This window comes from Aureimonas sp. SA4125, from assembly GCF_019973775.1.
In the GTDB taxonomy this organism is placed as follows: Bacteria; Pseudomonadota; Alphaproteobacteria; order Rhizobiales; family Rhizobiaceae; genus Plantimonas.
Map to the genome: position 1 here is coordinate 553,887 of NZ_AP025032.1, position 15,804 is coordinate 569,690.

Here is a 15,804-nt window from a genome sequence, read left to right on the forward strand (position 1 = left end):
AAACCAAGGTGATCCATGCGTGCGAGCGTGCTGAACGAGGGAAGAACGGCGAAACATCCGACGGCGCACTACGCCGCGCCGCGGCGGGCCGAAACGAGAGGCGTCGGACCGCGCGAACTGTATGGCCTCTTTCGACGCCACAAGGCCTTGATGTCGATGCTCGCCGTGGCCGGTACGCTCGTATCCGCGGCCGCCGCCTATTTCATTCCCCAGAGCTTTACCGCCAGTTCGATGATCGTGCTCGCGCCGGAGGACCCCAACCTCCTGGAGGATCGATCCGATCAGACCGCGCAGCCTGCCAACCAGTTCAAGACGAAGATGGACACAGAGACTGATCTCATGCAGTCGCGCGGCTTCACCGGCCGGGTGGTCGACGAGCTGAACCTGATCGCCGATCCGACCTTCAACACCTACCTCACCCCTTTCGCCATCAGCGACGGGGGAGCGCCTACCGTCTTCCCCGCCCAGGTCCTCCAGTCTGCGTCGGCGGTATTAACAAATGCGTGGGCGGCGCTTCCTGAACATCGCGTTCCGCTTCCGCCGAGCTCCGTCCAGCGCGATAGGGCCATCTCGATGTTTCTGATGCGGCTCTCGATCACGCGCAAAGGCGAGAGCCTCGCCATGACGGTCTCAGTCTCGGGCCACGAGCCGGAGCGGACGGCGACGCTGGCCAACGCGGTCACGCGACTCTACGTGTCGTGGTCCCGCGACCAGAAACGCGACACCGCGCGGGGCGCCGTCGAGTTCTTGCGACAGCAAGCCGGCGAACTCGCCGTCCGGATTTCCAACCTTGAAGGCGAGATCGCCTCCTACAGTGGCATGGAAAACGTTTCGAGCGATCCTCGCGACGACCTTCTGCGCGCGGCGCTGCAGCAGGCGAACGAGCAACTCGGCGCCGCGCGCGAGGAAATGACGAAGGCCCAGTCGCGTCTTGCAGAGGTGAACCTGCTGCATGTCGAGGCGAGCGCGGTCGGAAACGACCCGCTGCCGGCATCGCCGTTCCTGACGACGCTGCGCAGCGAGGAGGCGGTTGCACTGAAGGATCAGGCGCAACTCGCCGGCAATTTCGGAGCCAACCATCCGCTCATTCGGGCAAACGAGGCACGAGTCGCCAGCGTGCGCGCCCAGATTTCGCAGGAGATGCGCCGGATCGTTTCGATTCTCGAGAACGACGTCCGCGTCGCGCAGGGGCGCATCGCCCGGATCGAGGCGGAGATCGACGCCGCCAGCCAGCGGCTTCGTCACCGCAGTCATGCCGAAATCCGCCTGCGCGAACTTGATCGCGACCTCCTCACCGAGCAGAAGCTCTACGATGTCGTTTCGGCCCGACTCGGCAAGCTGGACCCCTATTCGGAGATCGCCGAGCCCGGCGCGCGCGTCGTCTCGTTGGCCGAGGTTCCGTCCAGCCCGTCCTCGCCCGATCCCCGGGTCGTGATCGGCAGCGGATTTGCGGGCTCGCTCGTGGTGGCCTTCATTGCGGCGATGACCCTTGAAGGTATGGACAACAGGGTGCGCGACCCGAAGCGAGTGGCCGAAATCCTCGATGCTCCAATCCTGGCTTTCGTGCCGTATTTCCCCTGCCGGTTGTGGGGCGGCAGTACGAAAATCCTGCGGTATCTGTGCAAGCATCCCAACTCGGCCATCGCCGAGCGGTATCGCTCGGTATACAATCTTATTCAACGGCGAAATCCGGGCGTCCGGGAACAGGTGATCATGGTCACATCCGGTCTTCCCCGCGAGGGCAAGACGACGACGGCGTTGGGGCTCGCGGTCACCGCCGCCCTAGAGGGGTCCTGGACGGTTCTCGTCGATCTCGATCTGCGCACCGGCGGACTTCGGCGCGCGATGGGATTGCCGCGCGACACGACGTCCCTCGAGGCCTATCTTAGGACCCACGCGGAGCTGCGCGACGTAATCCACACCGTTCCCGGCCTGACGGGCCTTGACGTGATCGTCTCCGCCGCGATCGGCGATAGGGTCTCCGGCCACGTCAATGCCGAACATCTCGCACGCCTTTTCGAGGAGCTTCGGGCGACCTACGACGTGGTGATCGTCGATACGCCGCCCTTGATGATCGTCGACGACGCTGCGGTTCTGTCGGTCCTCGCCGACTGCGTCGTCCTGACGGCGGCATTGCCTCTCGGGACGGAAGACGAACTCTGCGATATCGGCGAACAGCTTCGCACCACCGGAATGCGCGTGGCCGGGATCGTCATCAACGAGGTCGACGGCACCTCCGGCAACGGCGCATCCCCCAGCAGGCGTGTTCGGCTGAGGGACGCGAAAAGCTATTTCGGCGGCTGACTTCCAAAAAGCCGAAAGCGATTGCTCGCGCGCCGATCGTCTGCGCCGGCAGCGCGTGACGGTCGCATCCGCAGCGGACGATCGAGGTTGTAGAGCGAGATTTGCGCCTCCGAACGGACGTACGGCGCTTGAGGAGACGGCGGGATGATCATGCACGTCATCACCAACTTCTCGGCAAATGCCGGCGCTGAGGCGATGCTGTCCCGCCTCATCCGCGAGCCCAGCAACGCCCTCGTCGTTCCGCTCATCGACGTCTCCGACCGCTATCGGGAATCGTGCGGCCCCTCGGTCCGGTTCATGCCCCTGCATGCCGGTTCGGTGGCGCGGATGATGGGCGCCGTGCCCCGCCTCGCCCGCATCATCAAGGCGGAGAAGCCTGAGGCGATCGTCTGCTGGATGTATCACGCGATGGTGGTCGGAGCGCTGGCCCACAGGATGTCGGGCGGCGAGGCGCCGCTATTCTGGAACGTCCGCCAGTCGCTCGACGACCCTAGGACGCTGACGCGAAGCGTGCGGCTGACCTTGCGTCTGTGCAGGGCGCTGTCTCGCTATCCCGGCGGTATCGTCTTCAACTCTGCACGTGCCGCCGAGCTGCACCGGCGCTTCGGTTTCCGAAACGCGCGCATGACGGTCATCCCGAACGGCTTCGACTTCGTCGACGCGGACCTGCCTAGCGCTCGGACGCCGCGCGTGTTCGGGATCGCCGCGCGATTGCATCCCCAGAAGGACCATCGGACTTTCTTCAGGGCCGCGGCGCTGCTGTCGCGGCGTCATGCGCACGCGCGCTTTGTGGCTGCGGGCGCCGGCCTGGAGGACTGCGAGGGCGCCGCCGCCCGCCTCGTCGCGGAGAGCGGGGTGCCGGCGGAGGCCGTGAGCCTTTGCGGCGAGGTCGCGGACATGGAGAGCTTCTACCGAAGCATCGATGTGTTGGTGCTCTCGTCGTTGACGGAGGGCTTTCCGAACGTCGTCGCCGAGGCGATGAGTTACGGCGTGCCGGTCGTCACCACCGATGTCGGCGATGCCGCGGCGATCGTGGGCGATACGGGAATGGTGGTGCCCGCAGGGGACGACCAGGCGCTCGCCGCGGCGATGGAGCGGATGCTGCGTCTTTCCCCGGCCGAATATCGCGAGCGGTCGGCGGCGGCGCGGCGGCGCGTCGTCGAGCATTACTCGCTCCCCCGCGTGGCCGGCCAGTACGAGGCGCTGGTCGGGGCGATCTGACTGTCCGAAAAGCGATTCCGATTTGCCGGTGGATGCTTCGGCCACCGTCGCGCAATCGGCCGGCACGCCTCGCGGCCGAGCGTCTTGGCTCCGCGCCTATGCAATCGTCGCCGCCAGAACTTGCGGTTCGATTTCCGAGCCTCCACCCAGACGCTTCAACGGGCGAAAGTCGCAGTCTGGCCCAAGCTCAAAGAGCGTGGCCGCGTTGCCGCCGGCACGGTTGGTGCGGGTGGCGAGGAAGAGGGAGCCCGGCCCCCGCAGATAGACGCGGATGTTGGTGATAGCGCTCTCCAGCTCGCCGGCCGTGAAATAGCCGAGGTTCAGGATGTTGGCCGCCCGGACGACGTCGAACCTTCCCGCGAAGGCCGGACGCCGGATCAGGATGTCGTCCTCCATCACCTCGACGTCGCGTCGATGCAGAAGCCTCGGGCTGGCGAGGTGAACCGGTCTGCTGCGCCCCTGCGCGATGAGGGTTCGAACGCGACGGCCGAGCCCGTGCCGGGCGATCATTAGCGGCGCAAAGGCGAGCGTGGCGTAATCGAGACGCCGCACCCAGGCCCGGATCGCGGTCCCCGCCACGTCGTACTGCAGCGGGAACCCTTCCGGATCCGCCAGCACCCGCAGGCCCGGGGCCACTCCGACGATATGGGCCCGGAGAAAGAGGTCCGTCGCGGTGAGCGAGACCGTAGATCCCTGCGCTCCGAGGAAGTCGAGAAACTCCAGCGACGTTACGCCGGACGAAACACCGATGTCGAGAGCGGACCGGATCGTGTCGGCGCGCTCCCGAAAGACCGGCCCGAACGCCTTTTCGATCTCCGTGAAGCGTGACGGCCGCGTCCGCTTGAACGTGCCGTTCCGCATCTTGAGATTTTCGAAAAATGCGGCTTCCGCGCCGGGGTCCCGTGCGGTGTCGTTCCGGGCGTAGAAGCGGTGGGCGGTCAGGCTCATGACGGACCTTCTCAAAAAATCGGCCCATGCAGGGCAACGATCGGATGCGATTTGCTGATTCTCTAGACGGCAGGCCTCAGACCGAGCGATTCGAGGAGAATCGCGTTCACGGCCCGAACGTCGAAGCGCTCCATCGCCAACGTTCGCGATCGAACCGCCATCCGCGGCGCAAGCCTTTCATCGTCGAGAAAGGCCCGCATGGCGTTCGCGAGATCCGCGGCGCTCCGCGGCGCGATGCGAAAGCCGTTCTCGCCGTCGATCACGGTCTCTCTGCAACCGGGCATGTCGGTTGTGATGATGGGACGGCCCGTCGCCAGAGCCTCCAGGGCGCTGCGCGGGATGCCTTCGCGATAGTAGGAGGGCAGCACGAAGACCGTTGATGCCGAAAGATACGGCCTGACGTCGGTCGTCTCTCCGAGATATTCCACGCCGGAATCCGCGGTCCATTGGGCCACCTCGGCCTGCGACAAGGCGGCGGGATTGGGGTCGAATGGCCCGAGGATCTGAAAGCGCGTCTGCGGGAACTGCGGCTTAAGAAGACGCGCGGCGGCGGCGAACTCGGCAATCCCCTTTTCCCGAAGCAGCCGTGCGACGAGCAGGAAGACAAACGGCCCGGCTGGGAGGGCGGTCTGGGCGTGATGGTCGAGATCCACACCGGAACCCGGCACCGAGACGAGCGCCGTGCGCTTTCCGATTAGCGCATGTCGCCTGATTTCCGCGGCGTCGTTCTCATTGTAGACGAAGGCGGCCTCGGTGCCCGCCAGCGCCCGGCGGTAGAGCCAGATGCTCAGCCTTCGCAGAGCCGCGAGCCGGAGGCCCCGGCGCTCACCGCCAAACATGTAGCCGAAGCCCGTGAACATCGAGAACCGCCGCCCGACACCCGACAGCCGCGCGGCGAGACCGCCGTATATGATGGGTTTCATCGTGTAGGTCAGAACGATGTCCGGCCGGATGCCGCGCATCAGCCGGTAAAGCGCCGCCAATGTGCGTATATCGGCGAGAGGGTCGGTGCCCGTGCGCGCCATCGGAATGCGGCGAAACGTGACGCCGATCCGGTTGAGCGCCGCGATCGCTTCGCTGTCCTCGTCCGGCGCGACGGCCGTGACCTCGTGGCCCGCGGCGACCATCGCCTCGAGCAACGCGTAGCGGAAGTTGACGAGGGAGCGCGTCAGGCTCGCGACCACGACGATGCGCTGCGGACCGGCGCCGTCGAGGCGATCGGAGATCGCTGTGTCTGAAACGGCCATCGCACCGCACTCCAAGGCCAAGGCGTCGGTTCACTGTGGCGCCATGCGGGGCACGCCCGGGGCACGTCTCGGCACGATCACCATGCAGCCGAACGTACAGTGCTTCCCGCGCGCATCCAGCTACCCGAATTGCGGGGGGCGAGTCGCGGGAGGCGTAGCACGCCTCACCAAAGGGATAGCTCATTGTCGACCCGCGATCGGCGCTAGCCTCGGCGTAAGCGTATTTCCAAACAGGGACGTCCGATGACGATTGCCGCAGCGCGGACAGGAACGAGGGCGATGCTCCTGGGCATCGCCGTGATGGCGGCGTTGCCGGGCATGCTCGCTTGCCGCCCCGCGCACGCGGCGCCCGCGGACGGCTACAGGCTGGCGCCCGGAGACGTGACGTCCTTCGACTTCCTCGACGATGCGCTGCCGGCCGAGCAGCTCACGGTGTCGAGCGAGGGAGAGGTCAGCATCCCGCTGATCGGAAGCTTCGCGGTCGCCGGGTTGACGGTGCCCGAGGCCGTCGATGCTATGCGACGCAGCTTCGTGGAGCGCCGGTTCTTCGTCGATCCCCAAATTTCACTGGCCGTCGCGAGCTTCCGGCCGATCTTCGTACTCGGCGAGGTGAGGGTTCCGGGATCATTTCCGTTTCAGCCCATGCTGACCGTGGAGCAGGCCGTCGCCCTGGCGGGCGGACAGTCGACGGGTGCCGGCGCTACCGAAGACCGGGTGGTGGCGCAGGCGCGCCTGCACGGCGAGATCGATGGCATGTCGGTGGACTTCGCGCGCGCCGCGCTCGGCGTGGCGAGGATGTCCGCTCAGTTGGACGACCGCGCCGTGATCACGACCGACGATCTGCCGGCCAACGCGCGCCCGTTCCTCGGCGACACGATGGTGGCCGCCCTGATGCCGACCGAGCAGAGGATTCTCGAGACCGAACGGGGCGCTTTCGAGACACGGCGCGATCAGTTGACGGCCGCCGTCAGCGAAGTCGACGGCGCGCTCGGCAATCTCGGACAGCTTATCGAGAACCAGAAGGGCGCGATCCTGTCGGCTCGCGAGGATCGCGACCGCGTGAAGAAACTCTATGCCGGCGGCATCAAGACGGTGACCGATGTCCGCAACGCGGACCGCGAGCTGACCGCGCAAGAATCCCATCTCCTCGAGATCTACAACCAGATGTCCTCCACCCGGCGGGAGCTCGGCGAGCTCCAGCGTCAGCTCGTCGACACCACGGACAATCGGACGCAGACCGCGTTGACGGGGTTGCAGAAACATCAGACCGAGATCGAGCAGCTCATCGCGGCGAGGCGTTCCGCCGAAGAGCAGAGCCTCCTGCTCGGCTCTCTCTCCCTCCAGAAAGAGCAACAGGTCGCGACGACGAAGTTCGTCTACGCCATCCGGCGCAGGGTCGGCTCCACGACGATGAGCCAACCGTCCATGCTCGACGACGAGGTGGCGCCCGGCGACACGATCGTCGTGTCGATCGAACGCTCGGCCGGCAGCGGCCCCCTGACGCTCACCAGCGCCGCGACCGGACGGATGCGGTGATGAAGCAAGCCGCGGATGCCGGCAATACCTCGGCGCTGGACGGGAGGGCGAGAGCGTCGGCGTTGGTCCGGTTCGCCGGCTCGGTCGCGCTCCTCGCGACGCTGCCGATCTGGCCGCTCGTGGCGGCCATGGTCTGGGCCAGCGTCGGCCGTCCCCTTCTGTTCCGCCAGACTCGCAGCGGGCGCGGCATGAGGCCCTTCACCATCTGCAAGTTCCGCACGATGCACGACGCGCGCGACGCGGCGGGTGCGCTTCTCCCCGACGCGCTGCGCGAGACGCCCGCGATGCGGCTGCTTCGTCGCTGGAGGCTCGACGAATTGCCGCAGCTTCTCGCGATCGCGCGGGGGGAGATGAGCTTCGTCGGCCCCCGGCCGCTGCTTCCCGACACGATCCAGGGCTTCGGCGAGTTCGGCCGGCTTCGCTGCGCGGTATCGCCGGGCTTGACCGGATGGGCGCAGGTCAACGGCAACACGCGCCTCACGGACCGGCAGAAGCTCGCGCTCGATCTCTGGTACATCCACCATCGCAGCCTCTATCTGGATCTCAAGATCCTCGCCATGACGGCCATCACGATTGTTCGTGGGGAACGGCTGGGGGAGGCGAATGTTGGCCGCGCCACGGCGGACATGGAGGCTCCCTATCCTCGCTCGGTACAAGGGGCGGGGCGATGATCCAAGGTCTTGCTGGGTTCGGCCGCGTGCTCGTCGTCGCTCCGCATCCGGACGACGAGGTTCTGGGATGCGGCGGGACCATCGCCCGGATCGCCGCCGACGACGGCGAGGTCCACGTCGCCGTCGTCACGCGCGGTCAGCCGCCGGCCTTCAGCGAGGAGGCCGCGGCAAGGGTCCGCGCCGAGGCCGAGGCGGCCCATCGCCATCTTGGCGTCAGGCGGACGCACTGGCTCGATCAGCCGGCCGGGCGGCTTTCCGAAACGCCGCATTCGACCCTGAACTCCGCACTTCAGGACCTTTTCGTCGCGATCCGGCCCGACACCGTATTCATCCCCTTCGTCGGGGACGTCCACCTGGATCACCAACTGATCTTCCTGTCGTCCATGGTGGCGGCCCGTCCCCACCAGGCCGAGTACCCGCCGACCATCCTCGCCTACGAAACGGTGTCGGAGACCAACTGGAACGCGCCCTACGTCACGGCCGCGTTCATCCCGCAGGTCTTCATCGACATCGAGAGGTCACTCGAGCGCAAGCTCGAGGCCATGGCGATGTTCGCATCCCAACTGCGTGCGTTACCGCACGAGCGTTCCCTCGAGACCTTGCGGGCCCTCGCGATCCTCAGGGGCGCCACCGTTCACCGACGTGCCGCGGAGGCCTTCGTCCTCGTGCGCACCGTTATCTGATCACCTGTCGGAAGGAAGAGCCCCCATGAAGCGCTGGCCGATCTATGATGAGGAGCAGATCTCGGACGTCGTCGACATCCTGCGCTCCAGCCAGGTCAATGCCTGGACCGGCGACTACGTCGCCCGTTTCGAGGACGCCTATGCCAGACATCTCGGCCGGCGGCATGCCGTCGCCCTCGCCAACGGCTCCGTCGCGCTCGATCTGGCGCTTAAGGTCCTTGGGATCGGCGCCGGCGACGAGGTGATCGTGACGAGCCGCAGCTTCATCGCCTCGGCCGCCTGCGTGCCGTTCGCCGGAGCCAAGCCGGTCTTTGCCGACGTGGATCCGGTGTCCGGCAATCTTTCCGCCGAGACGATCGCAGCCCGGATCACGCCGCGAACGAAGGCGGTTATAATCGTCCATCTCGGCGGCTGGCCGTGCGACATGGAGGCTATCATGGCTCTGGCCGAAAAGGCCGACCTTAAGGTTATCGAGGACTGCGCGCAGGCGCACGGCGCCAGATACGGCGGCAGGCCCGTCGGCTCCTTCGGGCATATCGCCGCCTTCTCGTTTTGTCAGGATAAGATAATCACGACGGGCGGCGAGGGCGGTCTCGTCGCGATGGATGACGAGGCTCTTTGGTCCACCGCCTGGAGTCTCAAGGATCACGGCAAGTCCTACGACCTTTCCCACCGGAAGGACTTTCCGCCGGGCTTTCGCTGGCTGCACGAATCTTTCGGAACCAACTGGCGGATGATGTCGATTCAGGCCGCCCTCGGTCTCAGGCAGCTCGAGCATCTGGAAGAGTGGCGCGCTCAAAGGCAGCGCAACGCCGACATCTGGACGGCGGCGCTGAAGGATCTTCCGGCGATCGCGATCCCGCGACTCACTCGCGAACATACGCATGCCTGGTATCGGTTCTACTGCCACGTTCGACCTGAGGAACTGACAGCAGGCTGGACGCGGGACGACCTCATGCTCGCCGTCACGGCGGCGGGAGTGCCCTGTTTCTCGGGCACCTGCTCGGAGATCTATATCGAGCACGCCTTCAGTGGATCGGGGCTCGCGCCGGCGGAACGCCTGCCCGTCGCCAAACAGCTCGGCGAAACCAGCCTTGCCTTTCTCGTCGATCCGTCCTGGAGCGCGGAGGAAACCGAAGCCGCAGCGGTGACGGCGTCCACCATCATCACCAATGCCTCGCGTATGGGCGAGACGCGGCATCGCGACCTCGAAAACTCTGATTATCCCTTGCTCTTACCGATGGATGCCGGGACGTCCGGGAAGGTTCCGATGGGGTTCGCACCCGTGACGAGCGCCGAAGACGATGGCCGGGACAGTTCGTGGACTCGGCGACAGGGGGCGCCTGCCGCCGTTTCCGGCCGCGTCGGGCCCGACGCGGATCTCGCCGCGCCCTCGTGAGAGACCGGGCGGGCGGCAAGATGCCCGCCTCTGTCTTCCCATCTCTTTCTCCGCCGAACCGGGTCGGCGCTGATCTCGATGTGTTTCGCTGGAATTCCGTGTTTTGTCGGTATCGCTTTGTGGCCGGCTCCGCAGTAGAGACGCTGCGCGTCGAGCGCTCGGCCCGACGTCTGCCGCATTTGTAGGCCGTCTGGCTTGCCAATAGCGGATGAAGCTAAGTTACGATGGGCTTTCAAAGCATTAACGCTGCGGCAGATGCGCCTTCGCCAATCCGACATTCAAGCCCTGGCGGCCGGTTTATCTGTCGGATACAGCCCATCTGACATCCAGATTCTACCAAGGATTCTAAAAATTCGTATAATCTGTGAGCTTTATCACATCGGGCTCCGTCAAAACGCGTAATCATTCTTACGAGGGATTTAGCGGGCACTTAAGAATTTAGTATGGCTCTATCGGCGCCGCTTACATTATGGATCTATAGCTCGCGCTGTATTGCGTGGCATATTTACTAGTAAAAGTGATAATTATGATTAGGAAGGCGCAAAATCGTCAAAAAATAATCAGAATGGTTGCAAATCGTAAATCGGAGTTAATGAATTGAATATATCTTTTGGTAACTCACACTCGAAGTCGGCCCTACAGCCGTACAGTTCGATCGCGACGCACGACATATCTTCGGCTTTCTTGCCGGAGCCTTGGGCGGAAATAAGCCGTACCCGAGTGGACGCGAGCGATCAGATCGACGTCGCGATCATCGACGATCGCCCGCTGATCAGGGACTGCTTTGGCAGGGGTCTGGAAGTCACCGATCCGACGCTGTCGTTGCGATATTTTTCCGGCGTGGACGAACTTCGAAACGCCGATGCCCAGGAAACGGAGTGCATCGGGGTGGTTCTGATCTGTACTTCGTGGTCCCAGTCGCAATCGGAATCCTGTTTTGTGGAGATCTCGCGTCTTAAGGCCGAGATGCCGTCCGTCAGCATCATCATGTTGTCCGACATCGAAAAGGTCGATGACATCCTTCGGCTGATCAAAATGGGCGCACGGGGCTACATACCCACTAGCGTCAGTCTCAGGGTTGCGGTCAAGGCCATCCAACTGGTTGCTGCGGGGGGTGTGTATGTTCCCGCGAGTATTCTCTTTCTGGCCGACCGCATCGCCAGGCAGACATCGGAAATCGAGAAGCAGCCGCAACCTGATAGTATGTTTACCTTACGACAAATGTCGGTTATCGAAGCCTTGCGCCGCGGCAAGCCAAATAAAATTATCGCTTATGACCTTAATATGTGCGAGAGTACTGTGAAGGTTCATATTAGAAATATCATGAAGAAAATGAAGGCCAGAAATCGGACTGAGGTAGCCTATCTTTTGAACAACATGATGAGTGCTGAAGGCGTCTGTTTGCGCGATTGAGAGGTCGTATTGCGTCTATTTCGTCGACGTAGGTTGGAGCCGTCGAAAGGTGAGAGTTGCAGTACCAGAGGCATGTCGGACATGGAAATTGCCGGTGTAAGGGGTACGGCAGGTTTGCTCGGTGAGCGGCGTATCAGCGGTGGGGAGGTTTTTGCCGGCGTGTCGGCTGAAACACTTCATGAGTTGAATCGTCGATGTCGTTGGATCGAGCTCAACGAAGGGGTCGTCCTGGTCCCAGCAGGCGATCCACTCGATCGTGTGTTTGTCGTCGTGCGCGGGGAGCTGCGCTTCTCGCTCTACACGTCCAGGGGGAGTGTCGTCTGGCTGCGGGGAGCCGATCAAGGCTCGCTCGTTAGCGAGGCCGCCTTCATCGATACGGCCGCGACTCGATATTCGATCGAGGCCGGCAGGCCGTCCACCGTTGCTTCTATTAGTGCCTGGGCATTCATCGAGCTGATCGAGCGCGATCGCAATCTTCTTAACTGCGCCATCAGGAGCCTGGTCGCCCGGCAGGAAATGCTGGCCGATCAGATTGTCGAGCTGACCACGCTCAACGTCGAGGCGCGCATCCACAACGAACTGCTCCGGCTCGCGCGCGACAACATCGCAGAGGACGGGTCCGCGACAATATCGCCGTTTCCCACCCATGCGGACTTCGCCAGGCGGATTGGCACACACAGGGAGGCCGTGTCGCGCGAGTTAAGCCATCTCCAGCACATTGGCGCTGTAGTGCGGGGTGACAAACGCCTCACAATTCCGGACGTCACGCGTCTTGGACTTGCCCCCTTTTAGTGGAGAGCGTTTTGATTACGCGGCGGCCAGTCGTTCGAACTGGACGGGGCTGATGAAGTCGAGCGCGGAATGGCGCCGGACGGGGTTGTAGAAGCTGTCGATGTAGCGGCCGATGGCCGCCTTCGCCTCGGTCCTGGTCTGGAAGACGGTGCGCCAGACCAGCTCGGATTTCAACGTCTTGAAGAAGGTCTCGACCATCGCATTATCATAGCAGTTGCCCTTGCCGGACATCGAGATCAGCACGTCGTACCTGCGTAGCTCGGCCTGATAGTCGATCGAGCAATATTGGCTGCCGCGGTCAGAATGATGGATCAGGCCGGTTTTCGGGCGGCGCAGGACGAGGGCCTTGCGGAGCGCCTCGAGAGCCAACTCCTTGTGTAGACGATCGCTGACGGCCCAGCCGACGACGCGCCGGGCGAACAGGTCGATGACGACGGCGAGATACAGCCAGCCCTCTCGCGTCCAAACATAGGAGATGTCGGCTCCCCACTTCTCGTCCCGGCGTTCGGTCGCGAAGTCCTGATCAAGGAGGTTCGGCGCGATCGGGAAGGCGTGCAGGCTGTCCGTCGTTCGCTTGAACCGCCGCTTCTGCCGGGCCTTGAGGCCGTTCTCGCGCATCAGGCGCGCTGTCCGACGGCGCCCGATAGCGATCCCCTCGGCCTGGAGTTCATGCCGCATGCGAGGACTCCCATAGGTGCCGTTCGACAACCGAAACGCCGAGCGGACATGCGCCAGAAGCACCATGTCGCGCTGCTGCCGGCGGCAGGCCGGTCGATCCTTCCATGCAAAATAGCCGCTCGAGCTGACGCCGAGGACCTTGCAGAGACGCTGGACGGGGAATTCTTCTTTCGCCGCATCGATGAGTTCGAACCTCACCGACTTCCCTCCCGGGCGAAAAAAGCCATCGCCTTCTTCAGGATGCCACGCTCCTGACGAAGGATCTCATTCTCCCGCCGCAGCCGCTTCATCTCCGCAGCCATGTCCTCGACGCGGTCGGGAGGCGGGCTTTCTATCAAGGCGTCGCGCCGCTTGTCGATCCAGCGCCGCAGTGTCGATAGCCCAACGCCAAGGTCCTCCGCGATCTCGCGCTGCGTCCGGCCGCTCGTCTCAACCAGACGGACGGCTTCCTCCTCGAATTCCTTCGTAAATCGTCGCTGTGTCTTCGCCATGGAGTTCCTCATGCCTCATTGAGAACTCTCCACTTTTCCGGGGCAAGTCCACCCTGGGGCAGTATCTGCGCGGGAAATACTGATCGTTCAAATTGCAAACCGCCTAATCAGCACCGGGCCACAGCTTGATTTCATTGACGTTCCCGATACCCTCGGCTGGTACACGAGACCCGGAGTGCGACATGAAAACGATCAAGTCATGCGCCGGGCTCTAATTTCGACCGTGCTAGCGGCGTCGGTGGCGGGACCGGCCTGTCCGACTGAGCTTTCCATATTCTGGCCGGTTCGCATGGTAGTCTCTCGCGACCCTGACCCAGAACGCTTCGTCGGCATCACTCTCGGAAACCTGTCCGCCATTGTTTTCGTCGACGACTGTAAGGAGTGCGCTGACGAGTTCCGGAAGGACGGGGTGGTACTATGGTCCGACGCCGCCGGGAGCAAGTGGACGATCCTGCCGCCGCGCCGCATCGGTATACTGGCTGATGCTCAGTGAATTAACGAGACCTCCTGCCTACTGATTAGGAGCTACTGACAGGTTGTCCGTATCCTTGACCCGGTACCCGTTTCGGCAACGGTGCACTGGGAGTTTTGTCGAAGATTGATTACCGCTTTGGGCCGGTTAAAGTTCACCCTTATGGGCTTTGCCCTTGGCGCTGTCGGTGCTGTCATGATTGACGCTGGCGGGGGAGGTGCCGGAGGTGGCGGAAGCCGCGTCTCGACCGTCCGGTCCGGCGCCAATCCAGGAATGGGCGAGGTTGCGCACCCAGTGAAAAGAAACCCAACCATCGCGATTATTAGAAACTTGAGTTGCATGCTCTCTATCCGTCTGCCTCTGATGCGGCATAAGGGTGTGAACCATGCGTCGATCAATTCGGCAACTCGTGCTCTTCGCGTGCGACTTCCACCGATCATGTTCACCGGGAGTAGAACCCCGGCGCCACGTCGCGTGGGGTGACCCGGCGCCGGGGCGCGGCACTGCTTGGGGGATGCCGCAAAGACATGAAGCCACAATATTTATGTAATGTGAAGGGTGCCGTTTATTGATCATCGAGATACCACTTTTGAGTTCTTGCGCAAAATTGGAAATTGGGGATCATCTGCGGATGATTGATGGAAGCAGATCCGTCTCCCGTGACAAGGCGCTTCGCGGTCTCACGACCTCTGAGCTACAAACCCTTGAGACTATCCACGCACATCAACTGGGCATTTTGGAGGGCGTTCGGTTAGGCGAGCTGAACGAAGATCAGCGTGCTAATTTCAAAGTACTGCTCGTCAAAAGATTAGTTGAGTTCGAACTTGCAGCGGAGGGCACATTCCGCTGCATACCGACACGAATGGGGCGCGGAGTTCTATTAACTTGGGAGATTAAGAAGCTTTTTGAGCAGCCATCGGCACCCGATGAGCAAACCCGGTGACTTTCGCAGTGCCCCCGAATGGCACGGTGCACTGAGAAATTTAGGCGCCTCACAGTCTATCTATTTAGGCTCAGGACCTGTTAAATCCGAATGAGATGTGATTCAGGATCTCCGAGGGAGGAGCTTCTGATGGGTGATCTGTTCTTGCTGAGCGAGCGCCAGATGGCGCGGATATCGCCGCACTTTCCTTTGGCGCACGGGGTGCCGCGGGTGGATGACCAGCGGGTGGTGAGCGGGATCGTCTACGTCATCGGCAACGGCCTTCAGTGGAAGGATGCACCGAAGGCCTATGGTCCGCACAAGACGCTGTACAACCGCTTCATCCGCTGGAGCCGGCTTGGTGTGTTCACGGATTTTCGCCGCCCTTGCCGGTGAAGGCCCGAGACCTGAACGCATCATGATCGATGCGACACACCTGAAGGCCCACCGCACGGCGGCGAGCCTTCTAAAAAAGGGGATGTTCCCCGACGCATCGGACGCACCAAAGGCGGCTTGAACTCCAAGCTGCACGCCGTCTGCGACGGTGAGGGAAGACCGCTCGTCCTGTGTCTGTCGGAAGGCCAGATGAGCGACTACAACGGCGCCGCCATGATGCTGGACTGCCTGCCGAAGGCCAAGGTCATGCTGGCCGACAAGGGATACGATGCCGACTGGTTCCGCCAGGCGCTCGCCCTGCGCGGCATCGCCGCCTGCATTCCCGCCCGTGCCAAGCGCAAGGCCCCGGTGGCCCATGATGCGCTGCTCTATCGTCAGCGCCACAAGATCGAGATCATGTTCGGCAGGCTGAAGGACTGGCGCCGCATCCACACCAGCTACGACCGTTGCGCCCACACCTTCTTCTCCGCTATCTGCATCGCCGCGGTCGTGTCCCCGCCCGTGGTGTAGCTCGACGGTAGCGTCGCCGATCTCGCCCGCGCCTTTGATTGCGCTGTAGGACGAGATTGGCGACGCGGTGGTCACCAGCGGTTTCCGGTTAGGCTTGGGTTGCGAGACCTAACCGCAACCG

Annotated in this window: 12 protein-coding genes and 1 pseudogene; 10 read left to right on the forward strand and 3 right to left on the reverse strand. The window is 63.2% G+C overall.

The genetic code is table 11. The annotated features are described in order from the left end of the window. Positions 1-15: 15 nt before the first annotated feature. Together Sa4125_RS02525 and Sa4125_RS02530 are read left to right on the forward strand one after the other, a co-directional pair. Complete coding sequence (locus tag Sa4125_RS02525; RefSeq protein WP_224003341.1) at positions 16-2,304, forward strand: Wzz/FepE/Etk N-terminal domain-containing protein; 2,289 nt, start codon at positions 16-18, stop codon at positions 2,302-2,304. A gap of 144 nt (positions 2,305-2,448) precedes the next feature. Continuing rightward, positions 2,449-3,525, forward strand: a complete 1,077-nt coding sequence (locus Sa4125_RS02530; RefSeq protein ID WP_224003350.1) for a glycosyltransferase — start codon at positions 2,449-2,451, stop codon at positions 3,523-3,525. A 96-nt stretch (positions 3,526-3,621) separates the two neighbouring features. Here the strand turns inward: Sa4125_RS02530 and Sa4125_RS02535 are convergent, their stop codons facing one another. Beyond that, a complete protein-coding gene (locus Sa4125_RS02535) occupies positions 3,622-4,473 on the reverse strand; it encodes an ATP-binding protein (RefSeq protein ID WP_224003352.1) in 852 nt (283 codons plus the stop codon). A 62-nt stretch (positions 4,474-4,535) separates the two neighbouring features. Beyond that, on the reverse strand, positions 4,536-5,720 hold the full coding sequence (locus tag Sa4125_RS02540; protein WP_224003354.1) for a glycosyltransferase family 4 protein: 1,185 nt from the start codon (positions 5,718-5,720) through the stop codon (positions 4,536-4,538). Between the two features lie 279 nt (positions 5,721-5,999). Here Sa4125_RS02540 and Sa4125_RS02545 point away from each other — a divergent pair, with 279 nt between their 5' ends. The 6 genes from Sa4125_RS02545 to Sa4125_RS02570 all read left to right on the forward strand — a co-directional run bounded on the left by Sa4125_RS02545 (position 6,000) and on the right by Sa4125_RS02570 (position 12,214). Continuing rightward, complete coding sequence (locus Sa4125_RS02545) at positions 6,000-7,256, forward strand: polysaccharide biosynthesis/export family protein (protein ID WP_224003356.1); 1,257 nt, start codon at positions 6,000-6,002, stop codon at positions 7,254-7,256. After that, positions 7,256-7,927, forward strand: coding sequence for a sugar transferase (locus Sa4125_RS02550; protein ID WP_224003358.1), 672 nt, complete (start codon positions 7,256-7,258; stop codon positions 7,925-7,927). The genes Sa4125_RS02545 and Sa4125_RS02550 overlap by 1 nt, the downstream gene beginning before the upstream one ends. Then, a complete protein-coding gene (locus tag Sa4125_RS02555) occupies positions 7,924-8,610 on the forward strand; it encodes a PIG-L deacetylase family protein (protein ID WP_224003360.1) in 687 nt (228 codons plus the stop codon). Before Sa4125_RS02550 ends, Sa4125_RS02555 begins: the two co-directional genes overlap by 4 nt. A gap of 25 nt (positions 8,611-8,635) precedes the next feature. Further along, entirely contained in the window at positions 8,636-10,009 is a 1,374-nt protein-coding gene (locus tag Sa4125_RS02560; RefSeq protein WP_224003362.1) for a DegT/DnrJ/EryC1/StrS aminotransferase family protein, read from the forward strand. Positions 10,010-10,729: 720 nt separating this feature from the next. Beyond that, positions 10,730-11,422, forward strand: a complete 693-nt coding sequence (locus Sa4125_RS02565) for a response regulator transcription factor (RefSeq protein ID WP_224003364.1) — start codon at positions 10,730-10,732, stop codon at positions 11,420-11,422. Positions 11,423-11,494: 72 nt separating this feature from the next. Further along, complete coding sequence (locus Sa4125_RS02570) at positions 11,495-12,214, forward strand: helix-turn-helix domain-containing protein (RefSeq protein ID WP_224003366.1); 720 nt, start codon at positions 11,495-11,497, stop codon at positions 12,212-12,214. A gap of 15 nt (positions 12,215-12,229) precedes the next feature. On the opposite strand, the gene Sa4125_RS02575 is transcribed toward Sa4125_RS02570, so the two are convergent. Then, positions 12,230-13,383, reverse strand: a protein-coding gene (locus Sa4125_RS02575; protein WP_223999062.1) for an IS3 family transposase whose coding sequence is annotated in 2 segments (ribosomal slippage) — positions 12,230-13,119 and positions 13,119-13,383 — 1,155 coding nt in all. Because the reading frame shifts where the segments join, the coding sequence is not laid out codon by codon here. A gap of 1,040 nt (positions 13,384-14,423) precedes the next feature. Between Sa4125_RS02575 and Sa4125_RS02580 the strand changes: the two genes are divergently transcribed. Together Sa4125_RS02580 and Sa4125_RS02585 are read left to right on the forward strand one after the other, a co-directional pair. Beyond that, positions 14,424-14,798, forward strand: a complete 375-nt coding sequence (locus Sa4125_RS02580; RefSeq protein WP_224003368.1) for a hypothetical protein — start codon at positions 14,424-14,426, stop codon at positions 14,796-14,798. A 129-nt stretch (positions 14,799-14,927) separates the two neighbouring features. After that, positions 14,928-15,683: pseudogene (locus Sa4125_RS02585) on the forward strand (IS5 family transposase). Positions 15,684-15,804: the final 121 nt, after the last annotated feature.

Bases quoted from the DNA above. Each gene is read 5' to 3' on its own strand.
- Sa4125_RS02525 (WP_224003341.1), top strand. From the start codon at position 16: ATGCGTGCGAGCGTGCTGAACGAGGGAAGAACGGCGAAACATCCGACG.
- Sa4125_RS02530 (WP_224003350.1), top strand. From the start codon at position 2,449: ATGATCATGCACGTCATCACCAACTTCTCGGCAAATGCCGGCGCTGAG.
- Sa4125_RS02535 (WP_224003352.1), bottom strand. From the start codon at position 4,473: ATGAGCCTGACCGCCCACCGCTTCTACGCCCGGAACGACACCGCACGG.
- Sa4125_RS02540 (WP_224003354.1), bottom strand. From the start codon at position 5,720: ATGGCCGTTTCAGACACAGCGATCTCCGATCGCCTCGACGGCGCCGGT.
- Sa4125_RS02545 (WP_224003356.1), top strand. From the start codon at position 6,000: ATGCTCCTGGGCATCGCCGTGATGGCGGCGTTGCCGGGCATGCTCGCT.
- Sa4125_RS02550 (WP_224003358.1), top strand. From the start codon at position 7,256: ATGAAGCAAGCCGCGGATGCCGGCAATACCTCGGCGCTGGACGGGAGG.
- Sa4125_RS02555 (WP_224003360.1), top strand. From the start codon at position 7,924: ATGATCCAAGGTCTTGCTGGGTTCGGCCGCGTGCTCGTCGTCGCTCCG.
- Sa4125_RS02560 (WP_224003362.1), top strand. From the start codon at position 8,636: ATGAAGCGCTGGCCGATCTATGATGAGGAGCAGATCTCGGACGTCGTC.
- Sa4125_RS02570 (WP_224003366.1), top strand. From the start codon at position 11,495: ATGTCGGACATGGAAATTGCCGGTGTAAGGGGTACGGCAGGTTTGCTC.